The following is a 12,691-nucleotide window of genomic DNA, read 5'->3' as shown; positions in this document are numbered from 1 at the left end:
AGAAGCGAACGCACAGATCCCCAGCGTGGCCCCCGCACCGTCTCCACTCCCGCACGTGCACCGACCCCAGTAAGGTCCCCCTATGTCCCTCGACCGTTCTGTCCTCCATCTCGGCCTGCGCCGCTCCCCCCTGGAATGGCGGCCCGAGATCGACGCCGCGGCCGAGCTGGGCCACGCCGTGTACGTCCACTCCGACACCGGCCTCGGCCACACCGGGCTGCCCGACGACCGGATCGCCGCCTTCACCCGGGCGGAGCCCGTGGAGGACGTGGCGGCCCGGGCCCTTCGGCAGGCACGGGACGGCGGGCACGAGCCCGCAGCGGTGCTGTGCTGGGGCGACCGGTACGTGGACGTCGCGGCCAAGGTGGCCGAGGCGCTCGGCCTGCGCGGACCCTCGGTCGCCGCGGCCGCCGTGTGCCTCGACAAGGCCGCGCAGCGCCGGGCGCTCGAACCGCTCGGTCTCAACCCCCGCTGGCGCAGCGGGGCCACGGCCGACGAGCTGAAGGCCGCGTTGGGAGAGCTGGGCCTTCCCCTGATCTTCAAGCTCGCCCACTCCTCGGGGGGCCGCGGTTCGGCCGTGATCGACGCGCACACGGAGCCGGACGAGCTGATGAAGCTGACGTCCCTCAACTACGAGGACTCCGACGCCTTCCTGGTCGAGGAACTCGTCGACGGCAGCGAGCACTCGGTCTCCGGGCTCGTACACCGGGACGAAGTGGTGATCCTCGCCGTGTCCGACAAGTACCTGGCGCCCGCGGAACTCCGTACGATCACCACGATCGTCCCTTCCGCGCTCACTCCGGAACAGCTCGCCCGAGTGCACGAGGCGGCCGAGCGCGCGGTGCGCGCCGTGGGCATCGAGACCGGCGGCTTCCATGTGGATCTGCGCTACTCGCCCGAGGGCCCCGTCGTCCTGGAGATCGGCGCACGGCTCGGCGGCGACCTGATCAACTCCCATCTCGTGCCGCTCGCCACCAACGGGGCGGCACAGCCGTACCGCTCGCTCGTCGAGACCCTCGCGGACGGTGAACTGCCGCGCCCCGCCCCCTTCGTGACCACCGCGGCGATGCACCTGCTGCCGGTCCCCGCCGACAGTGACCTTCCAGCGCTGCTGTCCCGTCTCATGGACCACCCGGCCGTTCGGATCGCCGCCGAGTGGCCTTCCCCCGAGGGGGAGGTCGTCGTGGTGGTGACGGCAGTGGACCCGGACACGATCCCCGCGATCCTGGACGAACTCGGGCAGCGGACGGGACGGTAGGGCCGGGTCGCTGGTGCTCTCCGCCTCTTGCCGAAGCTTTGTCGCCGCTGCCGGATCGCCGGAGAGCTTTGCCGCCACGACCAGCAACGCGCCCGCCGCGCGGCGGACGCGGACGTCCCCGCAGGCTGAACCGAGCCAGTCCGCCGGCCCTGCCGCACGGTGGTTGCTGTGGCAGCGGTCGACCGCTGCTGTCCCGCGCCCGGTGACGTCCTGGGCCGGGACAGCAGCGCTCGGGACCTACTTGGTGAGCGGCGCCAACTTCGGGTCGTTGGCGTAGGCCTCGACCGCGTTCTCCTTGGTCACGATGACCGGCGGGAGCAGGTACGCCGGGACGACCTTGCTGCCGTTGTTGTACGACTTGGTGTCGTTGATCTCCGGCTTGTCACCCTTCTGCAGGGACTTGACCATGTTGACGGTCTCGGCGACGAGCTTGCGGGTGTCCTTGTTGATGGTCGAGTACTGCTCGCCGGCCATGATGGACTTCACCGACTCGACCTCGGAGTCCTGGCCGGTGACGACCGGGACCGGCTTGCCGGCGCTCTTCACCGACGTGATGACCGCGCGGGCGAGGGTGTCGTTCGGAGAAAGGACACCGTCGAGCTTCGTGGCACCGTTGTACGTCGAGGTCAGCAGGCCGTCCATCCGCTGCTGGGCGACCTCCGCCTTCCAGCCTTGGATCGCGGTCTGCTTGATGTTCTTCTGACCCGAGCCGACAACGATGTCACCCTTGTCTATGAGAGGCTTGAGCACCTCCATCGCACCGTCGAAGAAGACCTTGGAGTTGTTGTCGTCCGGCGAACCGGAGAACAACTCGATCGTCCACGGGCCCTTCGGCTTCTTCGCCTTCATGCCGTTGAGGAGGGCCTCCCCCTGCAACTGGCCGACCTTGAAGTTGTCGAACGCGATGTAGTAGTCGACGTCGGGCGTATTGGTGATGAGCCGGTCGTAGGCGATGACGGTCGCGCCCGCCTCCTTTGCCTGCGCCACCTGGGTGGAGAGCTGCGAGGCGTCGGTCGCGCCGATGACGATCACCTTCGCGCCCTTGGTGACCATGGAGGAGATCTGCGCCTGCTGGTCCGCGACGGTGGTCGAGGCGCCGGCGTACTGCACGTCGGCCTTGAAGCCGGCCTCCTTGAGGCCGTCGGTGAACAGATCACCGGCGAGCACCCAGTTCTCCGAGGTCTTCGCGGGCAGCGCGACCCCCACGAGGGAGTCCTTGGCGAAACCCTTGGTGTCGCTGCTGCCCGAGTCGGAGCCCTCGCGTTCGTTGGAGCACGCCGTGCCCAGGGTGAGCAGGGCGACGGCGCCGGCTGCGGCGATGCCTCTGATGATGCTTGTGCGCATGGTGGGATGAGCCCTTCTTACGGTGGTGCGGGGTGAGTTGGACGCCGTGGAATGCGGCGCGATCGGTGAAGACCCTCCGTTCAGCCTGCGACCTGAGCCTTGTCGGGATCGGAGGCCGGCTTCGGCGGATCGACCGGCGTGGCCGCCTCGTCTCGTTGGAACGGGCGCATCAGCGTTCCGATGATCGAGAAGCGCCCCTGCTTCTTGCTGTAGACGTCGAACGCGACGGCGAGAAGGAGGACCAGGCCCTTGATCATCTGGACCATGTCGGAGCCGACGCCCTCCAGCTGCAAACCGTTGTTGAGCAGGGCCATGACGAGACCACCGACGATGGAGCCGCTGATGGTTCCGAGGCCGCCGGAGACCGCCGCGCCGCCGATGAAGACGGCCGCGATGGCGTCGAGCTCCCAGCTCAGACCGTCCTGCGGGCCGGAAGCGGCGGAGCGCGCGACGAAGATCATGCCGGCCAGTGCGGCGAGGACGGACATGTTCATCATGACGAGGAAGTTCACCTGCCTGAGCTTCACACCGGACAGCTCGGCCGCGCGGGCGTTGCCCCCGACGGCGTAGATGTGCCGACCGCCGATGGTGTTGCGCGTGTAATACGAGTACGCGAGTACCAGGACGATCAGGATGATGCCGGAGATGGGCAGGCTGGTACCGATGCGGCCGCCGGCGAAGCGCAGCGTCGCGAAGACGATGACGGTCAGCATCACGGCCAGCCGTATCCCCGTCACCCACAACGGCGCGGCGTCGGCGTTCATCTCGCGCCGGGTCTGCCGTGCCTTCCACTCCCGCCACGCCACACCCAGGCAGGCGGCGAGGCCGAGCAGGAGGGTCAGGTTGTTGTATCCGGTGTCCGGCCCCACCTCCGGCAGGAAGCCGGCGCCGATGTCACGGAAGCCGGTGGGCACCGGCACGGTGTCGGCGTTGCCGATGTACTGGTTGCCGCCGCGGAACAACAGCATCCCCGCCAGGGTGACGATGAAGGCCGGCACCCCTACGTAGGCGACCCAGAAGCCCTGCCAGGCGCCGATCGCCGCGCCGACGAGCAGGCCGAGCACGATGCCCAGGGGCCACGGGATCGAGTACTCCTGCATCGCCTTGGCGACCACGATGCCGGTGAACGCCGCGACCGAGCCCACCGAGAGATCGATGTGGCCGGCGACGATCACCATCAGCATGCCGATGGAGAGGATCAGGATGTAGGAGTACTGACTGACCACGGCGATGAGGTTGCCGGAGGTCAGGGTCAGACCTCCGGTCCAGATCTGGAACAGCAGGACGATCGCCACGAGCGTGGAAATCATGCCGAACTGGCGGGCGTTGGAGGTCGTACCTCCGAAGAGGTTCTTCTGCAGCTCTGTGATGCGGCTCATGGGGTCGCTGTCTTCGTGAGAGAGGTCATCTTCTTCATAAGGAGTTCCGGGTTCGCGTCGCGGCGCGTCACCTCGCCGGTGATGGCACCTTCGAACACGGTGTAGATGCGGTCGCACAGTCCGATGAGCTCGGGCAGCTCCGAGGAGATGACGATGACGCCTTTGCCCTGGCCGACCAGCCGCTGGATGATTCCGTAGATCTCGTACTTGGCGCCCACATCGATACCGCGTGTCGGCTCGTCGAGGATCAGCAGGTCAGGATCGGTGAACATCCACTTCGCGAGGACCACCTTCTGCTGATTGCCGCCGGAGAGCTTCACGACGCCTTCGTCGACGCCGGGGGTCTTGATCCTGAGGTTCTGGCGGTACTCCTCGGCGATCCGGTGTTCACGCACCGGATCGATGACCCGGCGCCGAGCGATCTTCGACAGCTTGGCGGCGACCATCGAGGTCTTGATGTCGTCCAGCAGGTTGAGGCCGATCGACTTGCGATCCTCGCTGACGTAGGCGAGACCGTGCGCAATGGCGTCCGCCACCGACTTCAGCTGGATCTCCCTGCCGTCCTTGAAGACCTGGCCGGAGACGTAGTGGCCGTAGGAGCGGCCGAACAGGCTCATCGCGAGCTCGGTGCGCCCGGCGCCCATGAGTCCGGCGAAGCCGACGATCTCACCGCGCCGGACAGTGAAGTGGGAGCCCTTGCACACGAGCCGTTCGTCCGAACTCGGGTGCCTCACCGTCCAGTCGCGGACCTCGAAGAACACCTCGCCGATGTCGGGCGTGTGATCGGGGAACCGGCTGCCGAGCTCGCGGCCGACCATGCCGCGCACGATGCGGTCCTCGTTGACACCGTCGCCCTGGACGTCGAGGCTCTCGATCGTCCGGCCGTCCCGCAGGATCGTGATGGTGTCGGCGACGGCCTCGATCTCGTTGAGCTTGTGGGAGATCATGATCGAGGTGATCCCCCGCTCCCGGAAGCCGCGCAGCAGGTCCAGCAGATGCTGCGAGTCGGTTTCGTTCAGGGCCGCGGTCGGCTCGTCGAGGATGAGCAGCTTCACGTCCTTGGCGAATGCCTTGGCTATCTCGACGAGTTGTTGCTTGCCGACGCCGATGTCCTTGATCAACGTGTCCGGGTCCTCCTGGAGCCCGACTCGTTCCATCAGCTCCAGCGCCCGGCGCTGCGCGGTCTTCCAGTCGATCGCGCCGCGCCTGCGTGGCTCGTTGCCGAGAAAGATGTTCTCGGTGATCGACATGCCGGGGACCAGCGCCAGTTCCTGGTGGATGATGACGATGCCGGCCTGCTCACTGGCCCGGATGTCGTGGAAGCGGACCTCGTTGCCCCGGTAGACGATGTCGCCCGTGTAACTCCCGTGCGGGTGCACGCCGCTCAGCACTTTCATGAGGGTGGACTTGCCGGCGCCGTTCTCGCCGCAGATCGCGTGGATCTCCCCCTCCTTCACCACCAGGTTGACGTCCGCGAGTGCCTTCACGCCCGGGAACGTCTTGGTGATCGACCGCATCTCCAGCAGCATCGGGGCGTGGCTCATGAGCGGAGCCCCACGCCGCGACGGCCGCGACGATCACACCGGGCCGAGCGTTGCTGGATGCGACATTTCGTGGACATCAACTTGCCTCCGATGGCACTGCCTTGTGCCTCCATGCCCTGCGTGTTACGTCTGCGGGACCGGACTTTAAATCCATTTGTTTTACTAAGTCAACGCCCCGCGGCAGCATCGTCGTTGAGCTGGAACAGAGAGGATCTCGCGCGTGCGGCAAGCAGGAACAAACCTTCCCAAGGTCGGGCGATACAACCGGGCGGTTGTCCTCGACCAGATCCAGCTCGCCGACGGAGTCAGCCGGGTCGAGATCGCCCAGCAGACCGGGCTCACCCCGCAGACGGTCTCCGGCATCGTGCGCCGGCTGCTGGACGAGGGGATCGTGCGGGAGGACGGAGCCAGCCGGGTCGCCAGCGGCGGCAAACCCCGCACCACTCTGCGGATCAACGCGGACGCGGGCAGCGCCGTCGGGCTCGTGTTCGACCCGATCGAACTCACCTGCGCCGTGGTCGACCTGCTGGGGCGGCCGCTCGTCGTCAAACGGCGTCCCACACCTCCCGGCACCGACCCGTCGCACGTGGTGTCGGCCATGGCCGAGCTGGTCGCCGATGTGCTCGACGAAGCGAAGGTGTCACGCAGCAAGGTGCTGGGGCTGGGACTTGCCACTCCGGGACCGATCGACCAGAAGCCCGGCGTGATCGTCGCACCGCCTCAACTCGCCCACTGGACGCGAGTGCCCCTGCAAAGCATGCTGAGCGAGGTCACCCGTCTGCCGGTGACGCTGGACAACGACGCCACCGCCGCCGCCATAGGCGAGCGCTGGTCCGGCGTCGGCAAAGGGGTCGCGAACTTCGCCTACGTGTTCTTCGGCACCGGCATCGGAGGCGGTCTGATCCTCAACCACCAGGTGTACAGAGGCGGTTCGTTCAACGCGGGCGAGTTCGGCCACTCCTCCGTGCTGCCGGACGGGCCGGAGTGCTACTGCGGCAGCCGGGGCTGCCTGGAGAGGCTGGTCAACCCGTCCGCGATCGTCGCCGAGGTGCACCGACGACTCGCCGCCCGGCAAGGCGACAACAGTGTGCTGTCGCAATCATTCGACATGGATCCGGCCTCCGTCGACCATGCCGCGATCCAGCTCGCGGCGGGAGCCGGTGACCCCGTCGCGACGGCGGTCATCGACGAGGCCGCAGGACATGTCGCCTCGGTCGCGGTCAGCATCGCCAACTTCATCGATGTGGACCTCATCATCCTGGGCGGTCACGGTATTCAGCACGTGGAGTCGCGCTACGTGGACGTCGTCGCCTCGGCGCTGGCCGAAAGACCGCTGGCCCGTCACATCCGCGTAGTGGAGGTCGCGGCCTCCCCACTCGGCGTGGACGCCGCCGTCGTGGGCAGCGCCGCACTGGTTCTGCACGCGACCTACTCCCCACAGCTGTCGGCACTTCTGTCGGACTGACCGGGCAGGAGCGCCGACCGGCGTCCGGGCCTGGAGCCTTCGAAGACGCTGTTCGCGAGGGATGTCTCAGCGCCGCAGGTGCCCCAGCACGGATCGTGCCGCGCGCTCCACGGCGTGGCGAGCCTGCTCCGTATGGTCGATCGTCTCGAAACCGTGGTGGCCGAACGGTACGTCGATCACCTCGACATCGGCGTCGCAGTTCTTGGCGGCCGCAAGGAATTCATCGACCGTCGCCGCGATCTCCGCGCGCTCCAGCTCCACCCGGGTCAACACGATCGGCAACCGCCCCGCGGTACGCACCGCGACCGCCGGGCGGAACCGGGAATCGACAAGCCCCCAGTTCGGCAGCGGTGCGAGTACCGGATAGGTCGCCGCGACGCACCGCAACCACGGCGGGGGCGCCGCGAGCCGGTCCGCCGACAACAGGCCGCCACCTGAGAAGTACCACAGCGCCACGCGATCCCCGTCGACGCGCGGATCAGCCCGTACGAGGTCGACCGCTTCGGCTATGTCCTCGGCGGCCCGCCCGTAGTCGGCGAAATCGTGCAGCCGATGGTCCAGCGTCACGCCGACGGCTCCCATACCCGCCATGTACCGGCCGTAGCCGACGAAGCCCGGCCAGTCCCGGGGAGTCGGCCGCACATCGGGGTGGACCGGGCCGCCGTGGACGAACACCACCGCCGGCCGCGGGCGGTCGGCTTCAGTCAGGTCATCGGGGAAGTAGAGATCGACCTGCCCCACCCGCTCGCGATGCCGCTCCGGTACATCCATCAGGAAGGGACGAAGGTGCGCCGGCTGTTCGTTCACCGTCGCGGCCACCCGGTGCCCTTCTCCCGCGGCGGCCCGGACCAGTATCTCGGCCACCTCGCCGGGGCAGGAGAGCATCGGCCAGTGGCCGGTGCCGAGTTCGAAGAAGCTCACCCGGGGGTCGGTGAGCGCCTGGAAGCGGGGGTCCCCCAGTCCCACCAGGGCCTCGACCATGGCGATGCTCGAACCGTTGGCGGTGCACAGGACACCGGTCTTCGGCAGCTCGGAGACCGCTCCCGACAGGCGGAGCGGCTGCGTGAGCGTGCCCGCCGGCTGCGGTACGGCGTTTCCCGCCAGCCGGGCCAGCACGGCGGGCGGGAGTCCGGAGACGCTGCCCCAGCGCTGCCACTCCTCAAGTGGCGGCGGGGGGATCCGCCGGTCGTCCTCGGCCGGCCCGGCCCGGTGCAGCAGCCGGTCGCGGACCGCCTGGTCGGGCACCAGGGAGAGGGCCTGGTCGCCGTGCTGAGGCATGCCCGCATCCAGGTGGACGATCCGGGTGATCCGCTCCGGGCGCCGGTCGGCGGCGCCGAGTACCGGGTAGATGCCGTAGCAGTGACCGACCATCACCACCTCTGCCGTGTCCACCTGGTCGATCAGCCGTAGCAGATCGTGGATGTGCGTCTCCAGGTCCGTGTCGGCTCCCGCCGCATGGTGACGCTCGCCCATGCCGGTGAGCGTCACCGGATATGCGTCCGCCCCCGACTCCCGCAGCCGGTCGGCCACCGCCTGCCATATCCAGCTGCCGGTGTGGGCGCCCGCCACCAGGATGAATGCCGTCATAGATGTCTCCTCGCACGCTGTGGTCGCAGGGCGGCCCGTACCGGCCGTCCGCGCTCGTCGGTACGGTAGGAACTCCCCCTGAGGGAGGTTCAAGTCGTGCCACCTGAGAGCACTTGGAGCATCGGAGAGCTCGCCGAGCACGCGGGCGTCACCGTCAAGACCGTCCGCTTCTACTCGGACCGCGGTCTGCTGCCCGAAGCCGCCCGTAGCGTCGGCGGCCACCGCCGCTACGGCCCCGAGGCACTCGACCGGCTGCACCTGATCCGCTCCTTGCGCACCCTCGACCTGCCGGTCCCCGAAGTGGGCCGGGTCCTCGACCAGGAGGACACGCTGGAGGACGTCGTCGCGGGGCAGCTGCGGCAGATCGGCTCGCGGCTGGCTGCCCTGCGCTGGCAGGAGGCAGCCCTCCAACTGCTCCAGGAGTGTGCCCCCGAGGAACGCGCCGAGCGGCTGCGCCTGATCGGCGCCGTCTCCGTCCCGCCCAGTACGGCCGCACTGGCACGCTTCTGGCGGCGCTGGCTGCCGCCGCGGCTCCCGGCCCGGCTGGTCTCCGTCATCGTCGAACACGCAGTTCCGCAGCTCCCCGAAGGCCCGACCCCGGCCCAGGTGCTGGCCTTCACCCGGCTGCACGCCCTCGTCTCCGCCCCCTGCTCCGGCACCGGTCACGGCCAGCCCGCGGCACACCGGCCCGACGGGGGCCGCCCGGCTGTGCTCTACGACGGTCTCGTCGAGGCGTATGGGCTGGCATCGCCGCAGCTGCGGGCGGAGCGGCCACCGTACGAGGGCGAGGCACTCGACTGCTTCGTCTCCGCCTATGCCCGCTCACGCGGCACGCGGGACACTCCCGCCTTCCGCCGCGGACTCAGCCGTCTGCTGGCCGCAGATCCCCGTATCGACCGCTACTGGGAACTCACCGCCGAGCTCTCCGGCCCGTCGGAACCAACCGCCGGCGCCGCCCACGCCTGGCTCTGCGACGCGCTGGCCACCCAGACCGCCCGGCCGGCGGACTGAACCGGGTGCCTTCACCCGGCGGCTGGAGAGCAGGGCCTTACCCATCCCGGGCAACGGTCAGCAAGGGCGCCCTTCGGCCTGCCGACCAGGACGCACCATCCGCCGACCGGATTTGGCATGCGCAGGCTCGACCTGAGTCAAGGTGGGGACTTTTCAGGGACTTCTTGCCGAGGGTTGCCTGCAAGGTAGCGGACGGTGCGTGAACTCCCGGCGGGAGTCGGGTGGCAGGTCAGGCTTCGGGTTGAAGTCCGGGGCTGCGCCGGGGAATCCAGTAGCTGACGCCGAGGAGCGTGAACCAGACGGCCCAGACGTACAGGCCGAGGCGGGTGTCGGAGTCGGTGGCGATCAGGACGACCACGAAGGCGAGGGCCGCGATGGCGATCCAGTTGGTGTACGGGGCGCCGGGCATGCGGAAGTCGGCGGCGGGCAGGAGGCCGGCGCGGACCTTGGAGCGGTAGCGCAGGTGTGCGCCGAGGATCATGAACCAGGTCCACAGGCCGGCGCAGGTGCCGACCGAGGTGATGTAGATGAACGCCTTGTCGGGGGAGACGATGTTGACGATGACGCCGATGCCCATGACGAGGGTGGACAAGACCAGGGCCGCAAGCGGTAGTCGGCGGCTGTTGAGCTTCTTCAGGGCAGCCGGTGCTTCGCCGTTCACGGCCAGGCCGCGCAGCATCCGTCCGGTGGAGTAGAGGCCGGAGTTGCAGGAGGACAGGGCGGCGGTCAGGACCACGAAGTTCATGATTCCCGCGGCGGCCGGGATGCCGACGCCGGCGAAGACCTGGACGAAGGGGCTGACGCCGGGGGTGTATTCCTTCCAGCTGTAGAGCGACAGCAGGATGATCAGGGCGCCGATGTAGAAGACGCCGATGCGGATCGGGAGTGTGTTGATCGCCTTGCGGAGGGTCTGCTGGGGGTTCTCGGCCTCGCCCGCGGTGACGCCGACCAGCTCGATACCCAGGTAGGCGAAGACGACCCCCTGCATGGCGAGCATGGTCTGCCAGGTGCCGTTGGGGGCGAAGCCGCCGTCGGCCCACAGGTGGCTGACGGAGGCGGTGTCGCCGATGGAGGAGAAGCCGAAGGTCAGGACGCCGATGCCGATCACGATCATCGCGATGATCGCCACGGCTTTGATGGAGGCGAACCAGAATTCCAGTTCGCCGAAGAGCTTGACCGAGACCAGGTTCGTGACGAACAGCGCCACCAGCGCCGTCGCGGCAGTGACCCATACCGGCACGGACGGCCACCAGTAGGCGATGTAGTGGCCGGCGGCGGTCACTTCGGACATGCAGGCGGTGACCCACGCGGCCCAGTACGACCAGCCGGTGGCGAAGCCCGCGAACGGGCCGAAGAACTCCCGCGCGTGGTCGGCGAAGGCGCCGGAGGTGGGGCGGTAGGTGAGGAGTTCGCCGAGGGCGCGCATGATGAGGAACATGACGATGCCGGCGGCGGCGTAACACGCGATGATGCTGGGGCCGATCCTGGCTATGCCTGTGCTGGAGCCGTAGAAGAGGCCGACGCCGATGGCGCCGCCGATCGCCATCATCTGGACCTGGCGGGCACTGAGTCCGCGCCGGTAGCCCTCGTCGGGGGCGGTCTCCGCGGCGTTCTTCCCTCTGCCGTGGTGCTGATCGACTGGTGAGGCCATGGTGGTGCACCTTTCGTTTCGTTCCGTCGACGGCCGCCGCACCGGCCGGCAAGGGTCGGCAAGGGGCGGAACGGGAGGACGCAGGGTGGTGTGCGAGACGCCTCGTCCGGGCTTGCCCCGGCCTGGGCCGGGGCAGGGAAACCGGTCCGCGCGCTGAAGTGCCGGACGAGTTGCGGGAGACGAAAGCAGCCCGTCGTCAGGAAGCGATGGAAAGGAACCTCAGCGGGTTCTCACTGATGAGCAGATCTGTGGTGGCCGAGCCCACGTGGTGACGCAATTCGGGATGGATTTCGCGGGCGAGATGGGCATAGCCGTGTCCGCCCCAGCGGAGCAGGCTGTGACGCATGCAGATGTCCTGCGACAAAAGGATCCGTTCGCCGTGTCCGGCTTCGACAAGGGAAAGGATCGTGCGCAGGCGTTCCTGTTCGCTCACGGGCGGAAAGGAGCGGGCGAACAAGTCGAATTCGAGGTAGCAGCCTCGGCGTGCCAGCCGGATCAGCGCATTGAGGTCGGTTTCGTAGTCCACGTGGCTGATGGCGATCTTCGCGGGATCCGCGCCGCTGGACTCCAGTACGTCCAAGGCCTCGTGGGCGGTGCCGAGTCCGTAACCCGGTTCGATGTGGATGTTGACCCCGAGTCCGGTGTTCTTGTGGGTGAGGGCGGCCGCGTGCAGGGAGCGGTGCTCGGCGTCGTGCATGCTCCGGCTCACGCCGATCTCGCCGATGATCCCGACGACGCAGCCGTCCACCCCGTTCTCGACCGTGGCGATCCACTCGTCGGCCAGGGCGTCGGCCGACAGTTCCCGCTGCTCGGGGGTGAGGGCTGCGACGACGTACCGGCCGACCGCGGTGACCACCGGCAGTCCCGCCTCGTTGGCTGCGCGGACCGACAGCGAGGGTGACGGCCCCAGACCCTGCACGGTGAGGTCCACCACGAGGGCGCAACCGGAGTTCTTCGCTTCGCGCAGTTCCTGTGCGGCGAGATACCAGTCGGACAGCATCAGGTTTTCCCGGAGGCTGCCTTGAGAGTCACGTCGTACGGCGTCGATCGTGGCCGGTCCCAGTGCATGGTCCGGGGCGTCGAGCTCGTGTGCGGATCCGCCACCCGACCAGCGCGCTCGCAGATCACAGATGATGTGTTCGTGCGGAAGGACGTAACCGACGCCCGACGTGAAAGAAACGTCGCCGGTAGCGGTTCGGACTCGATATTCAGCCTTCACGCGGCCCTCCGCCAGATATCCGAATCGAGGTGAATTCCTCGACGTGGGGGAGACCTTAGGGCTGGTCTGTTGGTGAGGCCCGGACCATTCGGTGTACGGAAATACGGACCATGTGCGGTACCAGGGCTGATGCGTTCTCAGATTTCAAGATCGAGTAGTTGGAGTGCGTGGTCGGTTCGTGACCGATAGTGGTCGGTGGCGGCGGCGATGTTTGTCCATCCGGCCTGGCGGAT

Annotated in this window: 9 protein-coding genes; 3 read left to right on the top strand and 6 right to left on the bottom strand. The window is 68.1% G+C overall.

Annotated features, from left to right (window positions below; all coding sequences use genetic code 11):
* The first annotated feature begins 82 nt into the window (after positions 1–82).
* Positions 83–1,258: an ATP-grasp domain-containing protein gene (locus AB0D57_RS35600; protein WP_362082941.1), complete on the top strand. Its 1,176-nt coding sequence runs from the start codon at positions 83–85 to the stop codon at positions 1,256–1,258.
* A 237-nt stretch (positions 1,259–1,495) separates the two neighbouring features.
* Here AB0D57_RS35600 and AB0D57_RS35595 read toward each other — a convergent pair whose 3' ends face one another.
* From AB0D57_RS35595 to mmsA, 3 genes are all read right to left on the bottom strand, one after another.
* Positions 1,496–2,602: a sugar-binding protein gene (locus tag AB0D57_RS35595; protein WP_362082938.1), complete on the bottom strand. Its 1,107-nt coding sequence runs from the start codon at positions 2,600–2,602 to the stop codon at positions 1,496–1,498.
* Positions 2,603–2,682: 80 nt separating this feature from the next.
* Positions 2,683–3,981, bottom strand: coding sequence for a multiple monosaccharide ABC transporter permease (mmsB, locus tag AB0D57_RS35590; RefSeq protein WP_362082935.1), 1,299 nt, complete (start codon positions 3,979–3,981; stop codon positions 2,683–2,685).
* Complete coding sequence (gene mmsA, locus AB0D57_RS35585; RefSeq protein WP_362082932.1) at positions 3,978–5,525, bottom strand: multiple monosaccharide ABC transporter ATP-binding protein; 1,548 nt, start codon at positions 5,523–5,525, stop codon at positions 3,978–3,980. Before mmsA ends, mmsB begins: the two co-directional genes overlap by 4 nt.
* A 220-nt stretch (positions 5,526–5,745) precedes the next feature.
* Between mmsA and AB0D57_RS35580 the strand changes: the two genes are divergently transcribed.
* Entirely contained in the window at positions 5,746–6,990 is a 1,245-nt protein-coding gene (locus AB0D57_RS35580; protein WP_362082929.1) for an ROK family transcriptional regulator, read from the top strand.
* Positions 6,991–7,056: 66 nt separating this feature from the next.
* Here AB0D57_RS35580 and AB0D57_RS35575 read toward each other — a convergent pair whose 3' ends face one another.
* Positions 7,057–8,577 (bottom strand): alpha/beta fold hydrolase, encoded by a 1,521-nt coding sequence (locus AB0D57_RS35575; protein ID WP_362082926.1) that lies wholly within the window; start codon positions 8,575–8,577, stop codon positions 7,057–7,059.
* A gap of 96 nt (positions 8,578–8,673) precedes the next feature.
* Here AB0D57_RS35575 and AB0D57_RS35570 point away from each other — a divergent pair, with 96 nt between their 5' ends.
* Positions 8,674–9,588 carry a MerR family transcriptional regulator gene (locus tag AB0D57_RS35570; RefSeq protein ID WP_362082923.1) on the top strand — a complete coding sequence of 305 codons (915 nt, stop codon included), beginning with the start codon at positions 8,674–8,676 and terminating at the stop codon, positions 9,586–9,588.
* A gap of 229 nt (positions 9,589–9,817) precedes the next feature.
* Here the strand turns inward: AB0D57_RS35570 and AB0D57_RS35565 are convergent, their stop codons facing one another.
* Positions 9,818–11,239, bottom strand: a complete 1,422-nt coding sequence (locus AB0D57_RS35565; protein WP_362082919.1) for an amino acid permease — start codon at positions 11,237–11,239, stop codon at positions 9,818–9,820.
* A gap of 196 nt (positions 11,240–11,435) precedes the next feature.
* A complete protein-coding gene (locus AB0D57_RS35560; RefSeq protein WP_362082916.1) occupies positions 11,436–12,458 on the bottom strand; it encodes a hypothetical protein in 1,023 nt (340 codons plus the stop codon).
* Between the last annotated feature and the right edge of the window lie 233 nt (positions 12,459–12,691).

Source organism: Streptomyces sp. NPDC048275, assembly GCF_040652275.1.
GTDB lineage: Bacteria > Actinomycetota > Actinomycetes > Streptomycetales > Streptomycetaceae > Streptomyces.
The sequence above is the reverse complement of the archived record's forward strand: the minus strand, read 5'-3'. Positions and strand labels throughout refer to the sequence as shown.

Coding starts and splice junctions, on each gene's coding strand:
- mmsB (WP_362082935.1), bottom strand. CDS start 3,981: ATGAGCCGCATCACAGAGCTGCAGAAGAACCTCTTCGGAGGTACGACC.
- AB0D57_RS35575 (WP_362082926.1), bottom strand. CDS start 8,577: ATGACGGCATTCATCCTGGTGGCGGGCGCCCACACCGGCAGCTGGATA.
- AB0D57_RS35565 (WP_362082919.1), bottom strand. CDS start 11,239: ATGGCCTCACCAGTCGATCAGCACCACGGCAGAGGGAAGAACGCCGCG.
- AB0D57_RS35595 (WP_362082938.1), bottom strand. CDS start 2,602: ATGCGCACAAGCATCATCAGAGGCATCGCCGCAGCCGGCGCCGTCGCC.
- AB0D57_RS35600 (WP_362082941.1), top strand. CDS start 83: ATGTCCCTCGACCGTTCTGTCCTCCATCTCGGCCTGCGCCGCTCCCCC.
- mmsA (WP_362082932.1), bottom strand. CDS start 5,525: ATGAGCCACGCCCCGATGCTGCTGGAGATGCGGTCGATCACCAAGACG.